Raw genomic sequence first — 21,955 nt, 5'->3', positions numbered from 1 at the left:
GCCATGTCCGTGCTGAGCGGATTACTCAGCGGCCGGCCCGAGTCACGGGCCGTCGCCCCGGCCGGGGCACCACGGCCCGGCACGCCCGTCTCCCCCCACCCGCCGACCGCCGGGCACCGGCCCGGCCCGGTGGCACGCGGTCCCCTCGACCGCCCCGTCCCCCCGGGCAATCCGCCCGGCGCACCGGGCGTCCGCGCGGTCGACCACCGCACCGCGGAGCCCGTCCGCCGCCTCCCCCCATCGGGAGCACGGTCCGCCGACGCGCCCGGTCCGCGTCCCGCGGTCCCGCCCGCCGGTCACGCCGTATCCGGCATCCCCGGCACCCGGCACTGATCCGGTCCCGGCACGCGGCCCCCGCCCCACCTTCAACCGCTCGACTTCCCCGTACGGAGAGACCCTCATGACCAGGTTCGACCTCAGCCGACGCAGCGCGCTCCGGATGTTCTCCCTCGGCGCGCTCGGAGTCGCCGGCTCCGGGGCGCTGAGCGCCTGCGCGCCGTCCAGCGGATCGAACTCCAACGGCGGCGACACCGGCGCCAAGGACTTCCACTTCACGTCCTGGTCGATGAACGAGGAGGCCGCCAGACCCGCGGTCCAGAAGATCGTCTCGAACTGGGAGAAGCTCAAGTCCACCAGCATCAAGACGACTTCGTACCCGTACAACGAGTACCTCAGCCAGCTCGCGGTCAAGCTGGGCGGCGGCCAGGTCACCGGCGCGGTCCAGCTCGACATCGCCTGGCTCGGCACCATCGCCCAGACCGGCAAGCTCGCCGACCTGGGAACGAAGGCCCCGGAGGGCCACTACACCGACGTGGCGCTGGAGAGTGGCACGTACAACGGCAAGCAGCTCGGGCTGCCGTGGACCACCGGGTCGATCGGCCTGGTCGCCAACGGAAAGCTGCTGGAGCAGGCCGGAATCACCAAGCACCCCACCACGACCGAGGAGTTCGAGTCGGCCCTGCGCGAGCTGAAGGCGCTGGGCGGCGGGCTGGTGCCGTACGCCGCCGCGACGAAGGTGGCGCAGCTCAAGGACATCTTCCCGTGGATGCAGACCTTCGGCTGCACGCTCCTCGAAGGAAACCGGGTGACGATCGGCGACGACGCGTCGATCGACGCCGTCACCTGGTACAAGCGGCTGTACGACGAGCGGCTGATCTCCGCCGACGTGGACCGCTTCGACGCGCGCGCCCTGTTCGCCCAGGGCAGGGCCGCGTTCTACGACGACGCCCTGGTGGGCAAGGGCGTGATCGCCGCGCAGGCGAAGGACAAGAAGCTGGCGGACGCGATGCAGCCCGTGGCCCGTCCGGTCCTGCAGAAGGGCGACATCCCGCGCGCCCTGCTGTGGGGCCAGGTCATCGTCATCGTGCGGGGCCACGGCCAGGACGCGGCCACCGAGTTCGCGCTGCACACCACGTCGGACAGGAAGACGGTCACCGACTACTTCGAGCAGCTCGCGCTGCCGCCGACCACCACCGAGGGCCTGGAGGACCCGAAGGTCCAGGGCGACACCTTCACCACCGGCTGGACCGACAAGATCACCGGAACGGCGACCAGCAGCCCCTTCTGGCGGTTCGCGAAGAACTCCCAGATCGAGGAGGCGGTCGCCAAGCAGGTACAGGCGGTGCTGGTCGGCTCGGCCACGCCCAAGAACGCCATGCGGGAGGCCGGACAGGCGGTCAAGGACCTGATCCAGGACTGAGCCGCGGTCCGGGACCCCTCCGGTCCCGGACGGCCTGTGGCGCACCGTCCGCCGGAGCGGACGGTGCGCCGGGGTCACCCGTACAGGGCCCCGACCAGTTCGGCGGCCGAGGGGGTGGACCGCATCTCGTCGGCCAGCGCCCGGGCCCGCTCGCGGAACGACGGCGCGGCGAGGACCCGCTCGACGGCGGTGCCGAGGCTCCGTACGTCGTCGGGGCCCAGCACCGTGGGTTCCTCGCCGCCGGCGTTCGCCGGGACGACGGCCGCGCCGGCCCCCGCCGCGGTCACCAGCCGCGCGTTCGCCGGCTGGTCGGCGAAGAGCGGGACGCAGACCAGCGGGACACCGGCCGCGAGAGCGCCGTAGACCGTCCCCGACCCGCCGTGGCACACCACGAGGGAGGCCCTGCGCAGGACGTCCTCCTGCGGCACCCATGACTCCACGTGGACGTGCGGCGGCTGCGGTCCGAGGTCCCGGGGGCCGAGGTGGCGCCCGGTCGTGAGCAGGACCCGGACCGGCAGCGCACCCACCGCCTCCACCAGCCCCCGGTACAGCCCCGCCGCGGTCGGCAGCGCGCCCGCCTCGGAGCCGAGTGTGAGATGGACCAGCGGCTCCTTCGCCCCGTTCCACCAGTCCGGCAGGACCGCCGACCGGGGCTCCTCGTGGTAGCGGTGGGTCACGTCGTACGGGGACGGGTCCATGGAGACGGGCAGGCGGGTCAGGTACGGGGAGGCCAGGAGCCGCTCCGCGATGCCGGAGCCGTACGCGTCGAGCACCGGGCCCACCAGGGGGTCGGCCAGGGCGGTGAATCCCCCGGCGGAGACCGCGACCCGGGCGTGCGGGATGCCGTGGCGCTCGGCCGCCACGACGGAGGAGAACTCGAACGTCTCGTGCAGGACCAGATCCGGCCGCCAGTCCCGGCAGACCTCCTCCACCACGGGCAGCATCGCGGCGGTGCAAAGCCGGCCGAACCCCTCCGCGACCATCACGGAGACCCCGTCGTCCGGGGCGAGCGACATCGCACGCGCTCTGATCGCGTCCATGGCCTCCCTCGGCGGCTCCCCGCCGATGCGGTACGGCTGCTTCCGGGCTGCGAGCACCGGTTCGAGCGCCGAGGGGGCGACGACGAGGACGTCGTCACCGCGCGCCGCGCACGCGTCGATGAGGGGGACGAGTGGGTAGAAGTGGCCCGCACCGCGGGTCGAGGTGAAAAGTACGCGCATGGGACCGAGCGTAGGATTCCGCCTTCTCCACCCACAGGGCCACTTTCCGCCTGATTACGGCGTGTTACCGGCGTTTGATCCGCAACGCCCCACTCAGGGCGTACGGCTCGCACATCCGGCTCCCCGCTCCGACTGTCGTACCCCTGTGCCAGGCTTCCCCCATGAGCGCCGAACAGGGCGTTCGCGTCCCCGGGACCGGTCGCGGCCCCGGGCCTTCGAAGGAGAACGCCCGTGTCCGGCACCGGAGTCGTCGCCGCTTCCCTGACCGCCGTCACCGCCCTGCTCGCCCCCGAGCGCCCGGCCGTCGCCGAGCGGGTGCTGCTCGCCCACGACGACCCGGAGGGCTATGCGCGGGCGTACGCGGACGAGTTGGAGGACCGGGGCGTCGACGGCCCCGTCCCGGAGCTCCTCCGGATAGCGCTGGTCGACGCCCTGTACGCGCACGGGCTGCTCGCCGAGTTCGACTGGAAGGAGCATCCGGAGGAGATCCGCGCCCAGTTGCGCCTGCTGGACTCCGCGCCCGCCGTCGACCCCTGGGGGCTCTTCGAGGACGGTGACCTGCTGCTGCCGACGTACGACTTCCTGGAGGTGTGCGGCCGCCGCTACCGCGAGGTCGGCGCGGCACTCGCCGTGATCGATCTGGAGTCGGACTGCTATCCGGTGGTGTGCCTGCCGGCCTCGCGGGCCGGGGAGCTGACGGAGCTCGCCGGGCGCGCGGGCATCGTCGTGCACGCCTTCGGCGTCTGAGCCGGGCGGGTTCCGGCGACGCGGCCGCGCCGGGTCCCGGTGTCCCGGGGCGCTCCGGTCACGCCTCACGGGCCCGGGTGGCGAGCACGGCCGCCAGGACTCCCGGCACCAGCAGCAGGGTGAACGCGGCGGCGTAGCCGGTGTGGTCGTCCGATCCGGCGCTCAGGAAGGCGTTGAAGAGGGCGGAGGCGATGCCCAGGATCACGATCTGGCCCAGGTTCTGGTTGGTCTGCATGGCGCTGCTGGCGTAGCCCTGCCGGTCGCGGGGGGCGTGGCCGAGCGAGAGGACGGTGAGGGACGGGGTGAGCAGGCCCATGCCGGTCGCGGCGACGACCATCGACGAGGCGGCGACGGCGGGCGGCATCCCGGGCAGCGACCCGACGGCGGCGAGCACGACCGCCGCGGCCTGCACCACGGCGCCCACCACGACCAGGCGATGACGCGGGGTCCGCTCCGGCAGGCGGCCCTGCACCCAGGAGGCGGCCGCCCAGGCCAGCGCGGCCCCGGTGAAGGCCAGTCCGGTCACGACCGGGGCCACGTCCCGGCCGGTGACCAGCATCAGCGGTACCAGTGCCTCCAGCGTGAAGAACACGCCCGAACTCAGGCCGCGCAGCAGCACGGTGGCGGGCAGCCCGCGTGCGGCGCGCCAGGTGCCCGTCGGCAGCAGTTGGTCGGCGAACAGCACCAGCAGGGCCAGCCCGGCCGCCGCGAACAGCAGATGGCGGATGTCCCAGCCCGACGCACCGTACTGGCCGAGCGCGGCTCCCGCGCTCACCGCCAGCGCCACCATCGGTGCCGGTCGCGGCGCGTCGTCCCCGGCGGGCGCGGGCGGGGCCTGCCAGGAGCGGCCGCGCAGCGCGGCGACCACCGCCAGGGCAGGCAGCGCGGTGAGCGCCGCCAGCCCGTAGAACACCGCACGCCAGGACCACCATTCGGCCACCAGACCGGCCAGCGGCGGGCCGATCAGTGACGGGACGATCCAGCAGGCGCTCATCAGCGCCAGGGCCCTCGGCCGGAGTTGGTCGGGATAGGCCTGGCCGATCGCCGCGTTGACGGCCACCGCGATCATGCCGCCCGCGACGCCGTCCACGAAGCGTCCGGCGGCCAGTTGCCACACCGAGCCGCTGGCGGCCGAGACCAGCAGGGTGACCACCGCCAGCACCATGCCCACCGCCAGCGGGCGTTGTGCCCCGGAACGGTCCGCCCACTGCCCGCCCAGCACCCCGCCCAGCAGGCTCGCGGCCACGAAACAGCCCGCCACCAGGGGGAAGAGCGCCACCCCGTCCAGGTCCCGTACCGCGGTCGGCAGGGTGGGCACCACGGCGAGCGCGGCGAGCCCGGTCAGGAACATCACCGCGGCGAAGCCCGCGGTGGCCGACCGGTACGTACGGGAGAACAGCCCTTCCTCCGCTTCGGGGCGTTCCTGAGCCGGTCGGGCGGGGGTGGCGGGCGCTGTGCTCTCGCGGGCATCGGTCACGGGCCGACAAGCTATGCGGCCCGGCGCGGCGCCCGCCACCGGTTTTCCGCGCGCCGGGGAGCCCGCGCCCCTGCCCCCTGCCCGTGGCCCGTTCAGCTCTCGGCGGGTTCGGCCGCGGTGGCCCCGGTGGCCGGCCGGGCCCCGGCGCCGGCGAGGTCGTGGGCGGGTAGGAAGGACGCGACGAGGAAGGCCAGCAGCGCGGAGCCGGCGCCGATCGCCAGGACGGTACGGAAGCCGTTCAGCGACGGCACCTCGATGGGGCCGAACCGGGTGGTCATCTGGGCGAGGACCACGCCCGCCACGGCGCTCGCGGCGGAGGTGCCGATGGCCCGGGTGAGGGTGTTGAAGCTGTTGGCGGCGGCGGTCCCGGTGACCGGCACCGCGCCCATGATCAGTGCGGGCATCGCCCCGTAGGCAAGGCCGATCCCGGCCCCGATCACGGCCGACACCAGCAGGAGTTCCCAGATCGCGGACATCAGCACGATGCCCAGCAGATACCCGGCGGCGACCACGACGGCTCCGGTCATCAGCGTCGTCTTCGGCCCACGGGTCCGGGAGATGCGCGCCGACAGGGGCGCGACCGCCATCATGACCAGCCCGGACGGGCCCATGACCAGTCCGACGGTCAGCAGCGAGGACCCCAGGCCGTACCCGGTGGCCGTTGGCAACTGGATCACCTGGGGCAGTACGAGCGAGACCGCGAACATCGCGAAGCCGAAGACCGCCGAGGCGATGTTCGTCAGCAGCACCTGCCGCCGGGCGGTGGTCCGCAGGTCGACCAGCGGCTGCCCGGTCCGCAGCTCCCAGCGGCCCCACACCGCCAGGACGACCAGCGAGACGCCCATCAGGCCGAGCGTCCACCCACTGGCCCACCCCCAGGCCGCCCCCTTGGAGATCGCGAGCAGCAGGCAGAGGAGGGCCACGGAGAGCCCTGCGGCGCCCACCAGGTCGAACCGTCCGCCGGTGCGCACCCGCGACTCCGGAACCAGCGTCAGGACGAGTACCGTGGCGAGCCCGCCCATGCAGGCCGCCACCCAGAACAGCACGTGCCAGTCGACCCGTTCGGCGAGAAAGGCCGCGGCGGGCAGTCCGAGGGCGCCCCCGATCCCCAGGGAGGCCCCCATCAGCGCGACCGCCGATCCGAGCCGCTCGGCGGGCAGTTCGTCGCGCATGATGCTGATGCCCAGCGGGATGACGCCGGAGGCGAGGCCCTGGAGGGTCCGGCCGACGATCATCGGGCCGAGGCCGTCGCCGAGCGCGCTGACCACCGAGCCGGCCACCAGCAGGAGCAGGCTGACCAGCAGCATGCGGCGCTTGCCGTACATGTCCCCGAGCCGGCCCATCACCGGGGTGGCGACTGCTCCGGCGAGCAGGGTCGCGGTGATCGCCCAGGTCGCGTCGGAGGGGGAGGCGTGCAGGAGGTCGGGCAGCTCGGGCACCAGCGGGATCACGATCGTCTGCATCAGGGAGACGACGATCCCGGAGAGGGCGAGCACGGCGACCAGGCGGTCCGCGGCTGTGAACCGCACCTCCGGGGGCCGGTTTCCGGCCGGGGGCGGGGCGCTGGACTTCACGGAGACCTCCGTTGCGGCGTGCGTACGGGGAAGGCGACGGGTCGGCCCCGTCCCGTCCCGGATCGGACCGGTGGGGCCGCGCCCGATGGCGCGGGGCGCGGCCCCGTCGCGCGGTGCTGCCTACAGCGTGCGTTCGAGCCGGTCGGCCATCAGCCTGACGAAGCGCGAGGGGTCGCCCAGTTCGCCGCCCTCCGCCAGCAGCGCCAGGTCGTACAGGAGCTCCGCCGTCTCCTCCAGACCGGTGACGGGCTCCTCGCCCCGGGCGGCGTACGCCCGGTTGAGGCCGCTGACCAGAGGGTGCCCGGCGTTGAGCTCCAGGATGCGCTTGGAGTGCGGCACTTCCTGGCCCATCGCGCGGTACATGGCCTCCAGGGCGGGCGTCACACCGTTGGTGTCGGAGACGACGCAGGCGGGCGAGACGGTGAGGCGCGAGGAGAGCCGGACCTCCTTGACGCTCTCGCCGAGCCGCTCGGTCATCCAGCCGAGCAGATCCGCGTACTCCTGCTGCCGGCCCTCCCGTTCGCTGGCGGCCTCCTTCTTCTCCTCCTCGGTGCCGAGCTCCACCTCGCCCTTGGCCACGGAGCGCAGCTTCTTCCCGTCGAACTCGGGGTCCGCCTCGACCCACACCTCGTCGACGGGGTCGGTCAGCAGCAGCACCTCGATGCCCTTGGCCCGGAACGCCTCCATGTGCGGGGAGTTCTCGACGGCCTGCCGGGACTCGCCCGTCAGGTAGTAGATGTGTTCCTGGCCCTCCTTCATCCGGTCCACGTAGCTCCGCAGCGTGGTCGGCTCGTCCTTGTCATGGGTGCTGGCGAAGGACGAGATGCCGAGGATCGTCTCCCGGTTCTCGAAGTCGCTCAGCAGCCCCTCCTTGACGACCCGGCCGAACTCGCGCCAGAAGGTGGCGTACTGCTCCGGCTCGGCGGACATCATGTCCTTGACCGTCGACAGCACCTTCTTCGCCAGCCGCCGGTGCATCAGCTGGATCTGGCGGTCCTGCTGGAGGATCTCGCGCGACACGTTGAGGGAGAGGTCCTGGGCGTCGACGACGCCCTTGACGAAGCGCAGGTACGGCGGCATCAGGGCTTCGCAGTCGTCCATGATGAAGACGCGCTTCACATACAGCTGGATGCCGCGCTTGTACCCCTGCATGAACAGGTCGTGGGGCGCGTGCGCGGGGATGAAGAGCAGCGCCTGGTACTCGAAGGTGCCCTCGGCCTGGAGCCGGACGGTGGTGAGCGGATCGACCCAGTCGTGGCTGATGTGCTTGTACAGCTCGTGGTACTCGTCGTCGGAGACCTCGTCGCGCGAGCGGGCCCACAGGGCCTTCATCGAGTTCAGCGTCTCGGGCTCGCGCGGGGTGTCGTCGGCCTCCTCCCCGGCGGCCCCGGCATCCTCGGGCGTGGTCTCCGCGGCCATCCTGACCGGCCAGGTGATGAAGTCGGAGTACCGCTTGACGATCTCCCTGATCTTCCACGGGGAGGTGTAGTCGTGGAGCTGGTCGTCGGAGTCCTCGGGCTTGAGCCGGAGCGTGACCGACGTCCCCTGCGGTGCGTCGTCGACGGTCTCGACGGTGTACGTTCCCTCACCCGTCGACATCCACCGGGTGCCTTGGTCCTCCCCCGCGCGCCGCGTCAGCAGCTCGACCTCGTCGGCCACCATGAAGCTGGCGTAGAAGCCGACGCCGAACTGGCCGATCAGCCCCTCGGCCGCGGCGGAGCCCTCGGCCTCCTTGAGCTCGCGCAGGAACTTCGCGGTCCCGGAGTTCGCGATGGTCCCGATGAGCTGGACCACTTCGTCGTGGGACATGCCGATGCCGTTGTCCCGCACGGTCAGGGTGCGGGCCTTCCGGTCGGCCTCGATCGCGATGTGCAGGTCGGACACATCCACGTCGAGCGCGTCGTCGCGCAGCGCTTCGAGGCGGAGCTTGTCGAGCGCGTCGGAGGCGTTGGAGACGAGTTCACGCAGGAACACGTCCTTGTTCGAGTAGATCGAGTGGATCATCATCTGCAGAAGCTGTCGCGCTTCCACCTGAAACTCGAACGTCTCAGTGGGCATAATTCCGTGATTCCTTCTCAGGTCCTCGGTTCGGGATCCGGCCTGAGCACTTTAGATCAGCCGCTCTTGACACCGGACGGCTTCCGCCAACTGCTCCCGCGTCGGATACGGTGTCTCCGGCCCACCGCGTCGAACGAGCCCTCCCGAGGGATTGCACAGCGGCTTGAAACACGCTGGGGACATTCGGCCACGCGCCGCTCGAAGCGGACATGCGTGCCCAGCAACCCCCGGTCCGGCCGGGCGCGCCCGGCGCCGGGGCCCGGGGCGGGTGGGCCTATCTTGGCCGGTATGCAGTACTACACGATCGGTCAGGCGGCCCGGCTCCTCGGCGTGAGCCCCGACACCGCGCGCCGCTGGGCCGACGCGGGCCGGGTGGCCACGCACCGGGACGAGAGCGGGCGGCGGCTCGTCGAGGGCAAGGACCTCGCCGCCTTCTCCGTCGAGCTGGCCCAGGACGGAAGCGAGGAGGACGCCTCGTACACCTCGGTCCGCAACGCCTTCCCGGGGATCGTCACCGCGGTCAAGCTCGGTGACGTCGCCGCCCAGGTGGAGATCCAGGCCGGGCCGCACCGGCTGGTGTCGCTGCTGACGCGGGAGGCGGTGGAGGAGCTGGGGCTGGAGGTCGGGATGGAGGCGACCGCCCGGATCAAGTCGACCAATGTGCATATCGACCGTGCCTGACCGGGGGTGACACCCCTCCCGGCTCCACCGGGGCGACCGTCCCGTACAAACGCACATGCAAGCCCCTGAGACTGACTGCCGGGCTCATGCGAAGCCACAGCAGACTTCCTCCTCGCATCTGCGGCATTATCATCGGGTCGGCCCGGTGGTGCTGGTAGACCGTAGACGGGTCCGTGAGGACCAGAGGGAGTGGAACCCGTGACAACCCGTACCGCGCGCCGGACCCGCCGGACCCTTCAGGTGGCCGGTGCGGGCTCCGCCGCGCTGCTGGTCCTGACCGCCTGTTCCTCGTCCGGGAAGGACGACGTACCGGCCTCGGACGCCGCGGCCTCCTCGAAAAAGCTGTCCGGCACGGTGACCGTCTTCGCCGCGGCCTCGCTGAAGGAGAGCTTCACCGCCCTGGGCAGGACGTTCGAGAGCCGGCACCCGGGCACGAAGGTGACGTTCAGCTTCGGCGGCAGCGACTCCCTCGCCGCGAGCATCACCGGCGGAGCGCCGGCCGACGTGTTCGCGGCGGCCAGCGCCAGGACGATGAAGATCGTCACCGACGCGGGCGACGCCTCCGGCACCCCCGCCACCTTCGTGCGCAACCATCTGGAGATCGCCACCCTGCCGGGCAACCCCGACAAGGTCGCCTCGCTCAAGGACCTCACCGGCCCCGGCCTGAAGGTGGTGCTCTGCGCCAAGGAGGTGCCGTGCGGCGCCGCCGCGCAGAAGGCCCTCGACGCCGCGAAGCTCAGGCTGACCCCGGTCTCCTACGAACAGGACGTCAGGAGCGCGCTGACCAAGGTCGAGCTGAAGGAGGCCGACGCGGCGGTCGTGTACCGGACCGACGTGAAGGCCGCGGGTGACAAGGTGGAGGGCGTGGAGTTCCCCGAGTCGGCCGACGCCGTCAACGACTACCCGATCGCCCTGCTGAAGAACGCCCCCAACGCCGCCGCCTCCGAGGCGTTCATCGCGCTGGTGCGGTCCGCCGAGGGGCAGAAGGTCCTGACCGGGGCCGGGTTCCTGAAGCCGTGACCCCGCCCGTCGAGTCCGACGCCGCGCGCGGCCCCCGTCCGGGCGGGGCGCGACGTCACCGGGTCCGGGCGGGCGGCCGCGGCGCGCCGCTGCCCCTGCTCGTGCCCGCGCTGCTCGGACTGGCTTTCCTGGTGGTGCCGTTGTTCGCGCTGCTGGTGCGGGCCCCGTGGCGGGACATGCCGGAGCAGCTGACCAGCCCCGAGGTGTGGCAGGCGCTCCGACTGTCGCTGGTCTGCGCGACCGCCGCCACCGCCGTGAGCCTGGTTCTCGGGGTGCCGCTGGCCTGGCTGCTGGCCCGGGTCGAGTTCCGCGGCCGCGGTCTCGTACGTGCCCTCGTCACGCTGCCGCTCGTGCTGCCGCCGGTGGTGGGCGGTGTGGCGCTGCTGTCGGCGCTCGGCCGCAACGGGGTCGTCGGTACGTGGCTGGACGCGTGGTTCGGCGTCACCCTGCCGTTCACCACGGCGGGGGTGGTGGTGGCGGAGGCCTTCGTGGCGATGCCGTTCCTCGTCATCAGTGTGGAGGGCACCCTGCGGGCGGCCGATCCGCGCTTCGAGGAGGCGGCGGCGACCCTGGGCGCCTCCCGCTTCACCGCGTTCCGGCGGGTCACGCTGCCGCTGATCGCACCGGGCATCGCGGCCGGCGCGGTGCTGGCGTGGGCCCGCGCGCTCGGCGAGTTCGGCGCGACGATCACCTTCGCCGGCAACTTCCCCGGGCGGACCCAGACCATGCCCCTCGCCGTCTACCTGGCGCTGCAGAGCGACCCGGAGGCGGCGATCGCCCTCAGCCTGGTGCTGCTGGCCGTGTCCATCGCGGTACTGGCCGGGCTGCGCGACCGTTGGATGACCGCAGGATGACCAGGAATCACGACGAACCGGCCGGTGCCGAAGCGGCGGGCCTCGACGCCCGGCTGGTGGTGGAGCGGGGGGCCTTCCGGCTCGACGTGGAGCTGCGGGTCGCACCGGGCGAGGTGGTGGCGCTGCTCGGGCCGAACGGCGCGGGCAAGACCACGGCCCTGCGGGCACTGGCCGGGCTGGCCCCGCTCACCGGCGGCCATCTGCGGCTGGACGGCACGGCCCTGGAGCGTACGCCGCCGGAGTCCCGGCCGGTCGGCGTCGTCTTCCAGGACTACCTCCTCTTCCCCCATCTGACCGCCCTGGACAACGTGGCGTTCGGGCCGCGCTGCCAGGGGATGGGCAAGGCGGCCGCCCGCGACCGGGCCGCCGAGTGGCTCGACCGCCTCGGCCTCGCGGACCACGCCGGAATGCGGCCCCGGCGGCTCTCCGGCGGCCAGGCGCAGCGGGTCGCCCTGGCCCGCGCCCTCGCCACCCGTCCGCGGCTGCTTCTCCTCGACGAGCCGCTCGCCGCCCTCGACGCCCGGACCCGGCTGGAGGTGCGCGGTCAGCTCCGGCGCCATCTGGCCGAGTTCGAGGCGGTGGCGGTGCTCGTCACGCACGACCCGCTCGACGCCATGGTCCTCGCCGACCGGCTGGTCGTCGTGGAGCGGGGCGGGGTCGTCCAGGAGGGCAGCCCGTCGGAGATCGCCCGCCACCCCCGTACGGACTACATCGCCCAGCTCGTCGGGCTCAACCTCTACCGGGGCCGGGCGGACGGCCACACGGTACGGCTGGACGACGGCCCCGCCGTCACCACCACGGAGGTCCTGGCCGGGGAGGTCTTCGTGGCGTTCCCGCCGAGCGCGGTCACCCTCCACGGCAGCCGGCCCACCGGCTCCAGCGCGCGCAACGTGTGGCGCTGCGAGGTCGCCGGGCTGGAGGCGCACGGCGACCAGATCCGCGCCTCGCTCACCGGTGGACTCCCGCTCGCCGCCGACCTCACGACGGTGGCCGCCGCCGAACTCGGCCTGCACCCGGGGGCGGAGGTCTGGGCGACGGTGAAGGCCGCGCAGACCCACGCGTACCCGGTGTGAGACCCGGCGGCGGTCAGAGGGCGGCGAACAGGCCGTCGAGCGGGGCGGGGACGCGGCCGGGGCCGAGGGCCTCGACCAGGACCCGGCCGTAGTGGATCTTGCGGCCCTTCTTCGTGCCGAGGAAGCGCCGTATCTGCTGTTCCGGGGCACGGCCCTGCTGGGCGGGCTGGCCGAGAAAGGTCTCCAGGGGGCGCAGGTCGCCCTCCGCGGCGATCAGTTCCCTCACCCGGGCCACGCCGAGCGCGCGGATCAGCTCCTCCTCCAGGTCGGCCGCGCAGACGAAGAACTCCTGCGGCACCGCGCCGGCCCGCTCCAGACCGCGGGCGTAGTAGCCGCGCTCACGCTCGTCGCAGAGCCCGGTCAGGCGCAGTCCCAGACCGGTCGGGCCGAGCAGCCCGGCGAAACGTCCGACGCTCATCGCCCCGCCCATCGGCAGGACGCAGATCCCTTCCGCCGCCAGGTCCCGGCCCCGGGCGGCGGCCAGCGCGTCGACCGCGGCGGCGTCGCTCGGCCCCTCCAGCAGGACGACCGTCCGGACCGGCAGCCGCGCGGCCAGCTCGCGCGCGGGGCCCTCGGGGCCGCCCGCCGCCCACGCCGTGACCGTCTCCCGGAACAACCGCATCTCCGTCATGGGGCCGAGTCTCGCTCCCGGGTCTCCTTCCCGCCAAGGAATTTCCCCGCCCCGGCCGGACCTTCGGGACGAACGGGCCGGTGGCCCGTCCGCCGTGGTGGCTCCGGGCACACGCCGCGCGGGAAGTATGGTGCCCCACCACATACGCCGCCGATGCGGCCCTTCCTACGGTGTGGCGACACGGAACCGTCCCCACCCTCCGGAAGTGGTGTCCATGGCCGCCCCAGCAAGCTCCCCGCCGGCATCCTCGAACCTCAAACGCATCGTCGCCGCCAGCCTCATCGGCACCACCGTCGAGTGGTACGACTTCTTCCTGTACGGCTCGGCCGCCGCCCTCGTCTTCAACAAGCTGTTCTTCCCCGAGTCCGACCCGCTCGTCGGCACGCTCCTGTCCTTCCTCACCTACGCGGTCGGCTTCGCCGCCCGGCCGCTCGGTGCCCTGGTGTTCGGGCACTACGGCGACCGGCTCGGCCGCAAGAAGCTGCTGGTGATCAGCCTGCTGATGATGGGCGGGGCGACGTTCGCGATCGGGCTGCTGCCGACCCACGCCACCGTCGGGTCCGCCGCCCCGGTGCTGCTCACCGTGTTGCGGCTGGTGCAGGGCTTCGCGCTCGGCGGCGAGTGGGGCGGGGCGGTACTGCTGGTCTCGGAGCACGGCGACGCCCGGCGGCGCGGCTTCTGGGCCTCCTGGCCGCAGACCGGCGCCCCGGCGGGGCAGCTGCTCGCCACCGGGGTGCTCTCCGCGCTCACCGCGCTGATGTCCGACTCCGCCTTCGGGGCATGGGGGTGGCGCATCCCGTTCCTGCTCTCCGGTGTGCTCGTCCTCCTCGGCCTGTGGGTCCGGCTCTCCGTCGACGAGTCGCCGGTCTTCCAGGAGGCGCTGGCCCGGGCCGAGGCCCGCAGGGCCACCGCCGGGGCGGTGGAGAAGATGCCGCTCGTCGCCGTACTGCGCCATCACTGGCGCGATGTGCTGATCGCCATGGGCGCCCGGATGGCCGAGAACATCAGCTACTACGTGATCACCGCGTTCGTGCTGGTCTACGCGACGACGGCGGCCGACCTGAGCAAACAGACGGCGCTCAACGCGGTGCTCGTCGCCTCGGCCGTGCACTTCGCGGTCATCCCGATGTGGGGTGCCCTCTCGGACCGGGTCGGCCGCAAGCCGGTCTATCTCGTCGGTGCGGTCGGCGTCGCGGTCTGGGCGTTCCCGTTCTTCGCGCTGATCGACACCCGGAGCTTCGGCAACGTGCTGCTCGCCGTCACCGTCGGGCTCGTGTTCCACGGTGCGATGTACGCGCCGCAGGCGGCGTTCTTCTCCGAGATGTTCGCGACCCGGGTGCGGTACTCGGGCGCGTCGATCGGCGCGCAGTTCTCCTCGGTCGCGGCCGGTGCCCCGGCCCCGCTCATCGCCACCGCGCTGCTCGCGGACCACGACAGCTCGACGCCGGTCTCGCTGTACGTCATCGCCGCGGCCCTGATCACCCTGCTCGCGGTCGGCTGCGCCCGGGAGACCCGGCACCGGGACCTCGCGGAGATCGGGGCGACGGCCTCCGACCCGGACGGTTCCGGGGTGCGGGCGGCGGACGCCCGGACCGCCTGAAGCGCCGTCCGCCGGGCGGGGCCGCGTGCACGGCCCGCCCGGCGGACGGTCCCGCTCAGGGTTGCGGGGTGGGCTCGAACCAGGTGGGCTCGTCGGTCAGGGCCTGCTTGATCCGGAAGAGCCCGAACTCGTCCAGCGGCGGCAGCGCGTCCACCGAGAACCAGCCCACCTCCAGCGACTCGTCGTCGTTGACCCGGGCCTCACCGCCGGTGGCCCGGCAGCGGAAGGTCACGTCCAGGTACTGGCAGCGGTCGCCGTTCGCGTACTCCACGGGCTGCAGGGCCTGGGTGAGCACCACCCGCTCCGCCACGCAGCGCACCGCCGTCTCCTCGAACACCTCGCGTTCGGCCGTGGCCGCCGGCTGCTCCCCCGGTTCGCAGATGCCGCCGATCACCGCCCACTTGCCGGTGTCGGTGCGGCGGCCGAGCAGCACCCTGCCCTCGTCGTCGAAGACGATCGCGGTGACCCCCGGCAGCAGGAGCAGTTGTCGACCCGCGGTGGCGCGGATCTCACGGATGAAGTCAGGAGTAGCCATGCCCCGACCCTATGTGGTGCGGCTGCCGGTCACCGGGTGCTCCGGGCGCGGACCGCGCGCAGGGCGACCAGGCCGAGCCCGGCCGCGGCGATCAGGACGAGGACGCCCTCGGGAAGCGGCCCCATCCGGGTCGCGGGCGTCAGCGAGGAGCGCAGCGGCACCTTGTCCACGAGCGCGTCCGGGGTGAACTGCTCCGTCTGCCGGACGATCGTCCCGTCCGGGCGGATCACCGCGCTGACCCCGCTGGTGACGGGGACGACGACGGACCTGCTGTGTTCGACGGCCCGCACCCGGGACATGGCCAGCTGCTGGTAGGTCATCTCGCTGCGGCCGAAGGTGGCGTTGTTGCTGGGTACGGCGATCAGCTGGCCGCCGTGCATGACGGTGTCCCGTACGGCGTCGTCGAACGCGGCCTCGTAGCAGGTCACGAGCCCGACGCTGGTGCCCGCCAGGTCGAAGACGCCGACCTTCCTGCCGGGACCGAACTCGCGCTGCACCCGGTCCACGTCCGAGCTGAAGACCCGGGCGACGGACCGCATCGGCATGTACTCGCCGAACGGCTGGATGTGGCGCTTGTCGTAGGTGTCGACCGGGCCCTTGCCCGGGTTCCACTGGATGAGGGTGTTGCGCAGGTTCCCGGTGTCGGGCTCGACGACCGCCCCGATCACGGTGGGCGCGCCGATCGCCTTGACCGCCTCGTCGATCAGGATGCGGGCGTCGGCGTTGCGGTAGGGGTCGAGGTCGGAGGAGTTCTCGGGCCACAGGACGAAGTCGGGCTGGGGGGCCTTGCCCTGCTTCACCTCCCGGGCGAGCTGCTCGGTGCGGCGTACGTGGTTGTCGAGGACGGCGCGGCGCTGGGCGTTGAAGTCGAGCCCGAGCCGGGGCACGTTCCCCTGGATCGCGGCGACGGTCGCGGTGCCGTCCTCGGCGGAGTCGTCGACCAGCGGCAGTGCGGCGAAGGCCCCGGCCACGGGGACGAGCACGGCCGCGGCCGCGGCGACCACGGCTCCGCGCGGCACGGTCCCGGTCGCCCGGTACGCCCGGAAGCGGAGCACCGCCTCGCAGAGGCCGAAGCCGCACAGCACCACCGCGAAGGAGAGCAGCGGGGTGCCGCCCAGGGCGGCCAGTGGCAGGAACACGCTGTCCGCCTGGCCGAACGCGATCTTCCCCCAGGGGAAGCCGCCGAACGGCACCCGGGCCCGGATGGCCTCGTCGAGCGCCCAGACGGCGGCGGCCCACAGCGGCCAGCAGGCGAGCCGGCTGACGGCGGCGATCCCGAGGCAGCCGACCGCGATGAAGAGTGCCTCGGCGGTGGCGAGGGCCAGCCAGGGCACGGGGCCGACGTCCTCGCCCGTCCAGTGCAGCAGCGGCAGCATGAAGCCGAGGCCGGCGAGGAGACCGAGCCCGAACCCGGCGCGCAGCCGTCGGCCGTGCAGCACCCAGCCGAGCAGGGCGAACCCGGGCAGGACCAGCCACCACAGGGGGCGGGGCGGGAAGCTCAGATAGAGCAGCACGCCCGCGATCACTGCGGCGGCGGGTCGCACCAGGCGCTGTCGCCGGGAGACGGTGGAGGGAACCGGCTGCGCGGCTCCGACGGGGGTGATGGTGGCGCTCACCCGGCGGAGTCTACGGTGGCTGGCTGTGCGCCCGGGAGCCCCTCCCGGCAGGAAGTGCCCCTGGTCAGGCTCCGGCCGTCGCGCCGCCCGTGGTCAGCCGCAGGCGTTCGCGGATGAACCGGACGCCCGCCTCGGCGTCGTCGACCGTGATGGTGAACGTCCGGCCGTCGCCGAGCCGGAGCACCAGCCCCTCGCCCCGGCGGACCACCACGGCCGTGCCCTGCTCGGGGCGCCAGCGGTACCCCCAGCCGCCCCACTGGCGCGGGGTGACCTCGGGGGCGAACTCGGCGCCGACCACCTGGGTCAGCAGGATCCGGCGCCGGGGCAGGCCCATGTGGCCGCAGCGCACCTCCAGGGCGTCCCCGTCGATCCGGACGGCCACGTTCACGAAGGCGAGGGTGCCGAACAGCATGAGGAGTCCGGCGGCGACGCAGCCGATCACGGACATCAGCAGGGGGGCGACCCCGGAGGTCCAGTTGGAGCTCACGGCCAGCTGGACGCCGAGCGCCAGGCAGGCGGCTCCCCCGGCCGCGAGGACCCACTGGGCGCGGTTGGTGGCCCGGCCGGTCCAGACGGCGGGGTGGGGATCTGTTCCGTTGTGACGGGATTCGCGGGAGTCGTCCCTCATGTCCAGCAGCGTACTCAGGAATCCGCACGCCGGGCAGGGGTCGAACGGCCCGCACCGGGTCAGCGGACCGGGCTGACGGCTCCCAGCAGACGCCCTTCCGGGTAGGCGGGCGCGGCCTCGGGGAGGTCGGTGAGGTCTCCGCCGACGAGCACCGAGACGCGTCCGGAGGATTCGGCCGACGGAGCGGGTTCGGCCCCGATCCGGCGCAGCGCCTGGGCGGCGACGGCCCCGGCCGATCCGTACAGCGCGACGGGCGGCAGGCCGGGCCGCCCCACGGCGGCGCGGATGCGCTCGCCGACCAGCTCGTAGTGGGTGCAGCCGAGGACCACGGCCCGCACGTCGGGCGGGGTGTGGGCGGCGGCAGCGGCGACCGCGCGGTCGATCGCGGCCTCGTCGGCCTCCTGCACGGCGTCGGCGAGACCCGGGCAGGGCACCTCGGTGACGTCGACGGCGCCGGCGAATTCCGCGATGAGCCGGCGCTGGTACGGGCTGCCGGTGGTGGCGGGCGTCGCCCAGATCGCGACGGGACCGCCCGTGGCGACGGACGGCTTGATCGCGGGGACGGTGCCGATGACCGGCAGCGCGGGCTCGAACGCGGCGCGGAGCGCGGGCAGGGCGTGAACGGAGGCGGTGTTGCAGGCGACGATCAGTGCGTCCGGCCGGTGGGCGGCGGCCGCGCGGGCGACGTCCAGCGCGTGGGCGGTCACGTACTCGGGCGTACGCGGTCCCCAGGGCGTGTGCTCGGGGGCGTCGGAGGACAGCACCAGATCGGCGTCGGGCCTCAGCCGGCGCACCGCGGCGGCCGCCGCGAGGAGGCCGATTCCCGAGTCCATGAGCGCGATCTTCACCCGGTCACCATAGTCGACGGCTCGTGCGGTTACGTCCGGGTGGGGCAGACTGCGGCGAATGAGCGCCGTTGCCTGGATCGCCGTGGGTTCGCTGGCCGCATGGGTGTGGCTGCTGCTGGGACAGGGGTTCTTCTGGCTGACCGGCCAGCGGCTGCCCCGTCGTGAGGACCCCGGACGCTGGCCGTCCGTCGCCGTCGTGGTGCCCGCACGTGACGAGGCCGACATGCTGCCGGTGACCCTTCCGTCCCTGCTGGCGCAGGACTACCCGGGGCGTGCGGAGGTCTTCCTCGTCGACGACTGCAGTACGGACGGTACGGGCGACGTCGCCCGCGCGCTGTCCGTCCGGTACGGCGGGCTGCCGGTGTCGGTGCTGTCGCCGGGTGAGCCCGAGCCGGGCTGGACGGGCAAGCTCTGGGCGGTGCGGCACGGGATCGCCCGCGCCCGGCTGCGCAGGCCGGCGTACCTGCTGCTGACGGACGCCGACATCGCGCACGAGCCGGACAGTCTGCGCGAGCTGGTCGCCGCCGCCGAGTCCGGCGGCTACGACCTGGTCTCGCAGATGGCCCGGCTGCGGGTGTCGAGCGGGTGGGAACGGCTGGTCGTCCCGGCCTTCGTCTACTTCTTCTCGCAGCTCTACCCGTTCCGGTGGGTGAACCGGGCCGGGGCGCGGACGGCCGCCGCGGCCGGTGGCTGTGTCCTGCTGCGGACCGGGGCCGCGGAGCGGGCCCGGGTGCCGGAGTCGATCCGGCAGGCGGTGATCGACGATGTCTCGCTGGCGCGGGCGGTGCAGCGCAGCGGGGGACGGATCTGGCTGGGGCTCGCCGAGCGGGTGGACAGTGTGCGGCCGTATCCCCGGCTCGGGGATCTGTGGCGGATGGTGGCGCGGAGCGCGTACGCGCAGCTGCGGCACAGCCCGCCGCTGCTGGTGGGGACGGTGCTGGGGCTGGCGCTGGTCTATCTCGCGCCGCCGCTGGCGCTGGCCGCCGGGCTGCTGGGCGGGGACCCGGTGGCGGCGTGCGCGGGCGGTCTGGCGTGGGCGGTGATGGCCGGGACGTACCTCCCGATGCTCCGCTACTACCGGCAGTCGCCGTGGTGGGCGCCGCTGCTGCCGTTCACCGCCCTGCTCTACCTGCTGATGACGGTCGACTCGGCGGTGCGGCACTACCGGGGCCGGGGCGCGGCCTGGAAGGGGCGTACGTACGCCCGTCCCGAGGCCGCGCCGGAGCCGTGAGCGGGGGCCGGCGGCGGACCGGCCCCGCCGGCGTCACTTGCGGCCGGGGGTCCAGTTCATGCCCCACCCGTAGGCGTGGTCGATGGTGCGCTGCGGGCTCACTCCGCGCTCGGGGACGAGATAGCGGGCCTCGCGCTGGACGGTGAGGTCTCCCCCGTTGTTCGTCAGCAGGGCCAGGGCGCAGACGGTGGACGGGACGGTGCACTCGTCGAGCGAGAAGTCGATCGGCGCGCCGTGCTGCGGCTGGAGCGTGACGGTCGCGTGGAGATCGGCGAAGCTCCGGGCGCCCTCGTAGATGGTGACGAAGATCAGGACGCGGCGGAGCCTGTCCATGTGGTCGAGGTTGACGGTGAGGTTCTCACCGGTGGCCACGGCACCGGTCCGGTCGTCCCCGTCGAGATGGATGTACGGGGGCTGGTGGAGGGCGCCGAAGGCGTTCCCCAGGGCCTGGACGACGCCCTTGCTGCCGTCGGTGAGCTCGTAGAGGGCGCAGAGGTCGAGATCGAGGTCCGCGTGCTGGGCGATGGCCCGGCCGAGCTTGCTCCCCCAGCCCTTGAACTGCTTGCGCACCTCCCAGTTGAGGTTGACGCGGAGCGCCCCCGACGTGCCGCCCTGCTTGGCGAGGGAGACCCGCGGCGCCTCCTTGGTGAGCGTCACCTTGGAGAGGCGTACCGGGGCGGCGGCCGGCGGAGCCGGCGGGACGGGCGGGGCGGGAGGCATGGTCGCGCTCTGCGTCTGCTGGGAAGCCCAGGACGGCTGGGGCGGCTGGGGCTGTGCGTACGGCTGGTATGCCTGAGGCTGCTGGGACTGGGGCGGCGGCGGGTACGAGGGAGACTGCGGCGGCCGGGGCGGCCGGGGCGGCTGCTGCGGTTCGTCGACGGAGATCCCGAAGTCGGTCGCGAGACCCGCGAGGCCGGTGTCGTACCCCTGGCCGACGGCCCGGAACTTCCAGGCGCCCTGGCGGCGGTAGAGCTCACCGAGGATGAATGCGGTCTCGACCGTGGCGTCCGCGCTGTCGAAGCGCGCGATCTCCCCGCCGTTCGCCGCGTCCGTGATCCGTACGTACAGCCCGGACACCCGGCCGAAGGCGCCGCCGTCCGCGGAGGCCGCCAGGACCACCCGGTCGATGGCCGGTTCGACGCGGGCGAGATCGACCGCGAGGTTGTCCGTCATTCCCTCCGCGGACGGGCGCTTGCCCTCGTGGCGCACCGCACCGGAGGCGTGCGAGGGCTGGTTGTAGAAGACGAAGTCGGCGTCGCCGCGCACCTTTCCCGACACGAGAAGGAGCGCCGAGCCGTCGACGTCCGGTGTGCCCGGGGCGGTACGCCACCCCAGTTCGACCCGCACGGCCTGGGCCGGCACCGGAACATTGGCCCCTTTTAGCATGGTCATGCTCGCCCCCATCGCGAGTCCCTCGGTCCACAATCTCTTCCCCGCAAACCTAACCCGCCGGGCGGGCGCACGGGGCGCGGAGACCGGGCCGGCCCGACGACCCGTCCGTCCGCGCGGGGTCCGGAGCCTCCCCGGTCCGCTCCGGTCTTCCGATCGGGTGTTCCCGGCGGGTCCGGCGCGGCCCGCCCCGCACACGGGGCCGGTCTTCGGGAGAAGTACCGCGTGCCCCCTCGCGGTTCCGCCGACCCGCCGCCCGGCTTTCCCGACGAGAGCGTGCTCGGCCGACGTGTTCCACGGCGTCGACGCGGTACCCGTCACCTGGTCACGCCGCCGGGCCGGGGGCCGCCCCGGCCGCGAGGTCGGCGAAGCGGTGGGCGACGGTGCGCCAGGTGGCGGTGGACCCGGGCTCGTCCCGCACCGCCCGGGCATGCAGGGTCTCCGGGTCCGGCGCGCCGTTGCGGTGCAGGCGGTCGCGGTTCCAGCCGCGGATCCGTTCGGCGGTGGTCTCCGGATGGAACTGCACGCCCCACGCCGCGGAGCCGATCCTGAACGCCTGGTAGGGGCAGTCCTCGCTGCGGGCCAGCCAGTGGGCGCCGGCGGGGAGCGCGGTGACGGCGTCGACGTGGTTCTCGATGGCCGAGAGGTGTGCGGGAAGTCCGTGGAACAGCGGATCGTCGGCCGCCTCGGGCCGCAGGTCGAGCCGGGTGCTGCCGAACTCGGGCGTTCCGTGGTTGCCGCGCACCTCGCCACCGGCGACCTGGGCGAGCAACTGGCCCCCGAGGCAGATGCCGAACACCGGCGTCCGTACGGCGAGGGCCTGCCGCACCAGCTCCCGGGTCGCGGGCAGCCAGGGCGCGCGGACGTCGTCGTCGGGGAGGAAGGCTCCGCCGAGCACGATGAGCGCGGAATCCTCCAGCCGGTCCGGAAGCGGGTCGCCCTCGTGGGCCCGGACCACCCGTGCCGTGACGCCCCGCTCCGCCAGCCAGGCGGCCCAGCGGCCGAGGCCGCCTCCGGAGTCGTGCTGCACCACCAGGGCCGTGGCCGTCGTGCCGGTGTCCTTCATCGTGCCGC

19 protein-coding genes are annotated in these 21,955 nt (G+C 73.4%); 8 read left to right on the top strand and 11 right to left on the bottom strand.

From position 1 onward, the window contains the following. Positions 1 to 400: 400 nt before the first annotated feature. Entirely contained in the window at positions 401 to 1,699 is a 1,299-nt protein-coding gene (locus tag ACWC97_RS15670; RefSeq protein ID WP_352277881.1) for a sugar ABC transporter substrate-binding protein, read from the top strand. 74 nt (positions 1,700 to 1,773) lie between these two features. On the opposite strand, the gene ACWC97_RS15665 is transcribed toward ACWC97_RS15670, so the two are convergent. Next, complete coding sequence (locus tag ACWC97_RS15665) at positions 1,774 to 2,919, bottom strand: glycosyltransferase (protein ID WP_450649705.1); 1,146 nt, start codon at positions 2,917 to 2,919, stop codon at positions 1,774 to 1,776. A 231-nt stretch (positions 2,920 to 3,150) separates the two neighbouring features. On the opposite strand from ACWC97_RS15665, the gene ACWC97_RS15660 reads away from it, so the two are divergent. Continuing rightward, entirely contained in the window at positions 3,151 to 3,666 is a 516-nt protein-coding gene (locus ACWC97_RS15660) for a DUF6630 family protein (protein ID WP_352277878.1), read from the top strand. Between the two features lie 58 nt (positions 3,667 to 3,724). Here ACWC97_RS15660 and ACWC97_RS15655 read toward each other — a convergent pair whose 3' ends face one another. From ACWC97_RS15655 to htpG, 3 genes are all read right to left on the bottom strand, one after another. Continuing rightward, positions 3,725 to 5,143 (bottom strand): MFS transporter, encoded by a 1,419-nt coding sequence (locus tag ACWC97_RS15655; RefSeq protein WP_450649703.1) that lies wholly within the window; start codon positions 5,141 to 5,143, stop codon positions 3,725 to 3,727. A 92-nt stretch (positions 5,144 to 5,235) separates the two neighbouring features. Then, positions 5,236 to 6,717: an MFS transporter gene (locus ACWC97_RS15650; protein ID WP_450649701.1), complete on the bottom strand. Its 1,482-nt coding sequence runs from the start codon at positions 6,715 to 6,717 to the stop codon at positions 5,236 to 5,238. Positions 6,718 to 6,837: 120 nt separating this feature from the next. After that, positions 6,838 to 8,775, bottom strand: coding sequence for a molecular chaperone HtpG (gene htpG / locus ACWC97_RS15645; RefSeq protein WP_450649699.1), 1,938 nt, complete (start codon positions 8,773 to 8,775; stop codon positions 6,838 to 6,840). Positions 8,776 to 9,063: 288 nt separating this feature from the next. Between htpG and ACWC97_RS15640 the strand changes: the two genes are divergently transcribed. From ACWC97_RS15640 to ACWC97_RS15625, 4 genes are all read left to right on the top strand, one after another. Next, positions 9,064 to 9,456, top strand: coding sequence for a TOBE domain-containing protein (locus tag ACWC97_RS15640; protein ID WP_352277876.1), 393 nt, complete (start codon positions 9,064 to 9,066; stop codon positions 9,454 to 9,456). A gap of 198 nt (positions 9,457 to 9,654) precedes the next feature. Next, the gene (gene modA / locus ACWC97_RS15635) at positions 9,655 to 10,476 is read left to right on the top strand and encodes a molybdate ABC transporter substrate-binding protein (RefSeq protein WP_450649697.1); all 822 of its coding nucleotides are present in this window, start codon (positions 9,655 to 9,657) and stop codon (positions 10,474 to 10,476) included. Next, on the top strand, positions 10,473 to 11,330 hold the full coding sequence (locus ACWC97_RS15630) for an ABC transporter permease (RefSeq protein WP_352277873.1): 858 nt from the start codon (positions 10,473 to 10,475) through the stop codon (positions 11,328 to 11,330). Before modA ends, ACWC97_RS15630 begins: the two co-directional genes overlap by 4 nt. Beyond that, entirely contained in the window at positions 11,327 to 12,403 is a 1,077-nt protein-coding gene (locus ACWC97_RS15625; protein WP_450649695.1) for an ABC transporter ATP-binding protein, read from the top strand. Before ACWC97_RS15630 ends, ACWC97_RS15625 begins: the two co-directional genes overlap by 4 nt. Positions 12,404 to 12,416: 13 nt before the next feature. Here the strand turns inward: ACWC97_RS15625 and ACWC97_RS15620 are convergent, their stop codons facing one another. Further along, positions 12,417 to 13,034 (bottom strand): TOPRIM nucleotidyl transferase/hydrolase domain-containing protein, encoded by a 618-nt coding sequence (locus ACWC97_RS15620; RefSeq protein ID WP_450649693.1) that lies wholly within the window; start codon positions 13,032 to 13,034, stop codon positions 12,417 to 12,419. A 214-nt stretch (positions 13,035 to 13,248) separates the two neighbouring features. Between ACWC97_RS15620 and ACWC97_RS15615 the strand changes: the two genes are divergently transcribed. Beyond that, positions 13,249 to 14,634, top strand: a complete 1,386-nt coding sequence (locus tag ACWC97_RS15615) for an MFS transporter (protein WP_450649691.1) — start codon at positions 13,249 to 13,251, stop codon at positions 14,632 to 14,634. Positions 14,635 to 14,689: 55 nt separating this feature from the next. Here ACWC97_RS15615 and ACWC97_RS15610 read toward each other — a convergent pair whose 3' ends face one another. From ACWC97_RS15610 to ACWC97_RS15595, 4 genes are all read right to left on the bottom strand, one after another. Further along, on the bottom strand, positions 14,690 to 15,169 hold the full coding sequence (locus ACWC97_RS15610; RefSeq protein ID WP_352277849.1) for an NUDIX hydrolase: 480 nt from the start codon (positions 15,167 to 15,169) through the stop codon (positions 14,690 to 14,692). A 29-nt stretch (positions 15,170 to 15,198) separates the two neighbouring features. Beyond that, on the bottom strand, positions 15,199 to 16,785 hold the full coding sequence (gene lnt, locus ACWC97_RS15605; protein WP_450649689.1) for an apolipoprotein N-acyltransferase: 1,587 nt from the start codon (positions 16,783 to 16,785) through the stop codon (positions 15,199 to 15,201). A gap of 64 nt (positions 16,786 to 16,849) precedes the next feature. Continuing rightward, on the bottom strand, positions 16,850 to 17,413 hold the full coding sequence (locus ACWC97_RS15600; protein ID WP_352277848.1) for a hypothetical protein: 564 nt from the start codon (positions 17,411 to 17,413) through the stop codon (positions 16,850 to 16,852). A 59-nt stretch (positions 17,414 to 17,472) separates the two neighbouring features. Then, positions 17,473 to 18,261: a glutamate racemase gene (locus ACWC97_RS15595; protein ID WP_352277846.1), complete on the bottom strand. Its 789-nt coding sequence runs from the start codon at positions 18,259 to 18,261 to the stop codon at positions 17,473 to 17,475. Positions 18,262 to 18,319: 58 nt separating this feature from the next. Between ACWC97_RS15595 and ACWC97_RS15590 the strand changes: the two genes are divergently transcribed. Next, complete coding sequence (locus ACWC97_RS15590) at positions 18,320 to 19,492, top strand: glycosyltransferase (RefSeq protein WP_352277844.1); 1,173 nt, start codon at positions 18,320 to 18,322, stop codon at positions 19,490 to 19,492. A 33-nt stretch (positions 19,493 to 19,525) separates the two neighbouring features. Here the strand turns inward: ACWC97_RS15590 and ACWC97_RS15585 are convergent, their stop codons facing one another. Further along, positions 19,526 to 20,896 (bottom strand): TerD family protein, encoded by a 1,371-nt coding sequence (locus ACWC97_RS15585; RefSeq protein WP_352277843.1) that lies wholly within the window; start codon positions 20,894 to 20,896, stop codon positions 19,526 to 19,528. Between the two features lie 310 nt (positions 20,897 to 21,206). Further along, positions 21,207 to 21,947 (bottom strand): type 1 glutamine amidotransferase, encoded by a 741-nt coding sequence (locus ACWC97_RS15580; RefSeq protein WP_352277842.1) that lies wholly within the window; start codon positions 21,945 to 21,947, stop codon positions 21,207 to 21,209. Positions 21,948 to 21,955: the final 8 nt, after the last annotated feature.

The sequence above is a fragment of the Streptomyces sp. NPDC001108 genome (assembly GCF_053598535.1).
This window is presented reverse-complemented; position numbering and strand designations above follow the sequence as displayed.

Excerpts from the sequence above, each read along its gene's own strand:
- htpG (WP_450649699.1), bottom strand. The coding sequence starts at position 8,775 with ATGCCCACTGAGACGTTCGAGTTTCAGGTGGAAGCGCGACAGCTTCTG.
- ACWC97_RS15590 (WP_352277844.1), top strand. The coding sequence starts at position 18,320 with ATGAGCGCCGTTGCCTGGATCGCCGTGGGTTCGCTGGCCGCATGGGTG.
- ACWC97_RS15580 (WP_352277842.1), bottom strand. The coding sequence starts at position 21,947 with ATGAAGGACACCGGCACGACGGCCACGGCCCTGGTGGTGCAGCACGAC.
- ACWC97_RS15625 (WP_450649695.1), top strand. The coding sequence starts at position 11,327 with ATGACCAGGAATCACGACGAACCGGCCGGTGCCGAAGCGGCGGGCCTC.
- ACWC97_RS15640 (WP_352277876.1), top strand. The coding sequence starts at position 9,064 with ATGCAGTACTACACGATCGGTCAGGCGGCCCGGCTCCTCGGCGTGAGC.
- ACWC97_RS15585 (WP_352277843.1), bottom strand. The coding sequence starts at position 20,896 with ATGGGGGCGAGCATGACCATGCTAAAAGGGGCCAATGTTCCGGTGCCG.
- ACWC97_RS15670 (WP_352277881.1), top strand. The coding sequence starts at position 401 with ATGACCAGGTTCGACCTCAGCCGACGCAGCGCGCTCCGGATGTTCTCC.
- ACWC97_RS15600 (WP_352277848.1), bottom strand. The coding sequence starts at position 17,413 with ATGAGGGACGACTCCCGCGAATCCCGTCACAACGGAACAGATCCCCAC.
- ACWC97_RS15615 (WP_450649691.1), top strand. The coding sequence starts at position 13,249 with ATGGCCGCCCCAGCAAGCTCCCCGCCGGCATCCTCGAACCTCAAACGC.
- ACWC97_RS15665 (WP_450649705.1), bottom strand. The coding sequence starts at position 2,919 with ATGCGCGTACTTTTCACCTCGACCCGCGGTGCGGGCCACTTCTACCCA.
- ACWC97_RS15620 (WP_450649693.1), bottom strand. The coding sequence starts at position 13,034 with ATGACGGAGATGCGGTTGTTCCGGGAGACGGTCACGGCGTGGGCGGCG.
- ACWC97_RS15610 (WP_352277849.1), bottom strand. The coding sequence starts at position 15,169 with ATGGCTACTCCTGACTTCATCCGTGAGATCCGCGCCACCGCGGGTCGA.